General features: G+C 64.9%; 1 protein-coding gene and 2 pseudogenes. 1 reads left to right on the top strand and 2 read right to left on the bottom strand.

The window, feature by feature from the left end:
* Positions 1–156: 156 nt before the first annotated feature.
* Positions 157–761 (bottom strand): annotated as a pseudogene (locus tag ACK5M9_RS05335) (transposase); the annotation flags it as partial.
* A 195-nt stretch (positions 762–956) separates the two neighbouring features.
* On the opposite strand from ACK5M9_RS05335, the pseudogene ACK5M9_RS05330 reads away from it, so the two are divergent.
* Positions 957–1259, top strand: a pseudogene (locus tag ACK5M9_RS05330) (IS21 family transposase); the annotation flags it as partial.
* A gap of 30 nt (positions 1260–1289) precedes the next feature.
* On the opposite strand, the gene ACK5M9_RS05325 reads toward ACK5M9_RS05330, so the two are convergent.
* A partial coding sequence (locus ACK5M9_RS05325) for an IS3 family transposase (RefSeq protein ID WP_416892147.1) occupies positions 1290–2305 on the bottom strand: 1016 nt, incomplete at its 5' end.

The following is a 2305-nucleotide window of genomic DNA, read 5'->3' as shown; positions in this document are numbered from 1 at the left end:
TCTGCCGTCGGCCGATCAGCTTGGATATCGCCCGACGAACCTTGTCTCTTTGAGATGCGTCGCCCCATTTGCTGAAGGGGGTCGAAATGCTGTGGGGGTGGCGTCCAGATTCCGGTGTATGCCGGTGGGCGCAGGTTCGTGCTTGGGTGGGTGATGTTATGCGGTGGCGCTGACGGTTTTGGTGTTGTGGGTGGCGGGTTCGCAGGTGTGCTGAGGTCGCAGTTGTCGGGGTGGGTGCAGCAGGTTGCGGGGGAGGTCTTGGAGCTGGCGCAGTCCGGCGGGGGTCATGGTGAGTCCGCGCCAGCCGCGCGATGCGCGGTCGAGCACGGCCCAGACGATGGGGATGCAGCTGGTCTGTCCGGGGAAGCGGCCGATGACCTTTGCGCGGCGGCGGGTTTCGCCGAAGGTGCGCTCGATGAAGTTCGAATGCCCGATGCGGTGGTGATGCTCGGCCGGGAACCGCAGGTAGGCGGTCAGACCCGCACGGTCTGTAGTCAGGATCTTCCACGCCGCCGGGTAGATGCCGGCGTAGCGGTCGGCGAAGGCGCTCAGGCGGGCATCGACCAATTCGATCAGGCGCGGGCCGGGGTCGGTGTTGAGTTCAGCGGTGTCAATAGCCGTCGCAGATCGGTCAGGAAATCAGCCCAGGCGTCGGTGGACTCCCCGGTGCCGGGGGCCAGGCCGACGAAGACGGGTTTGCCATCGGTGGTGATCCCCCAGGCGGCCAGGACCGGCTCTGCCGGCGAGCCCGGACGCATCCTGTCGGTGGCCACGGCAAACTGCCCAGTGACGGCCATGTAAGTGCCCGCGGGCGGTCATGAAAATTGCCCGGTGGCGGTCGCGAGATCTGCCCAGCTGATCTGTTGTTCGTCCCGCGCGCCTACACGGTGCGGGGCCCCTCCTCGGGTGGCCTGAACGGCGCCAACCGTTGTTCAGTCACCCGAGGAGGGGATGGAGTGAAGTATGCCGAGGAGATCATGGAAATTTTGGAAGCTTACGACTTGACGGGTTCGTTGCGTGGTGCGGCGGAGCTGGCGGGGTGTTCGCACCACACTGTCGCCGAGTATGTGGCCGCACGCGAGCGGGGTGAGTTGACGCCCGGGTGTGCGCGGCGTCGGGAGATGCTGGTGGATGGGTATCGGGAGAAGCTGGAGGAGTGGGTGGACCGTTCCCGTGGCAAGGTCCGCGCTGATGTTGTCCACGACAAGCTGATCGCGTTGGGTTACAGCGGCTCGGAGCGCACAACCCGGCGGGCGGTCGTGGGGTTGACCCCGTTTCGTGGACATCGGTTAAGCGGCCTGCTTGGCCATGGTGATGATCCGGTGCTCGAAGGCTACCGGGGGGATTTGGCCGAGTGCGCTGTGGCGCCGTCGGTGGTTGTAGACGGTGTCGATCCAGCTGCTGACGGCGTGGATCGCCTCGACTCGGGTGTGGAAGTGATGGCGGTGGTAGAACTCGGTTTTCAGGGTTGACCAGAAACTCTCCTGCTGAGCGTTATCCCAGCACACCCCGGTGCGTCCGACCCAGAGCCGAACGTCGAGTTCGACGGCGACCGTCGCGAGTTCGGCGCTGGTGTATTGACAGCCGCGGTCGGCATGGAAAATGACCCTGCCGGTCCCGCCGGTAGCGGGGTCTCGGAATGCCACTGCCCGCCGCAGGGCGGTCTCGACAATGTCGGTGTGCAGACTATCGCTGAAGGCATAGCCCAGTACCCGCCGTGAACAACCCTCACGTACTGCCGCCAGGTACAGCCATCCCTGCCCGGTGCCCAGATAGGTGATGTCAGACGTCCAGACCCTGTTGAGTGCCCCTTGGTCGAATCGCCGCTCAACCAGGTCGGCAATGTGATGTGTGACATCGTCGTTGATCGTGGTGACCGGCTGCCACGGGCGTGGGCTGATCCCGCGAATTCCGTTGGCCCGCATAATCTTGGCCACCGTCTTCTTCGATACAGTCTCGCCGTCCTCGCGTAAATCAGCCAGGATTCGCGGTGCCCCGTTGACGTGATCGGAGGCCGCATGCAACTGGCGGATCTTCACCGTCAACTCCGCGGTCCGCGCCGCCCGCGGCCCCGGCGCGGCGTCCCGGCGGGCAGCCCACGCGTAATATCCCGATCGGGATACCGCCAGCAACTCGGTCATCCTGGTGATGCTGTGGTGTGCCTTCTCCGCGTCGATCACCGCGAACCGTCGTTCCGGTTCGAGTTCTCCACCGCAACGAAGGCTGCTGCTTTTTTTTAAAAACGCCCGGTCCATCCGCAACTCGGCCACCTCACGGCGTAGCCGGGTCAACTCGGCCCGCCCGT

The sequence above is a fragment of the Mycobacterium sp. genome, assembly GCF_047975165.1.
Classification (GTDB): Bacteria; Actinomycetota; Actinomycetes; order Mycobacteriales; family Mycobacteriaceae; genus Mycobacterium.
Note: the sequence above shows the minus strand (reverse complement) of the source record. Positions and strands in the feature narration are given on the sequence as shown.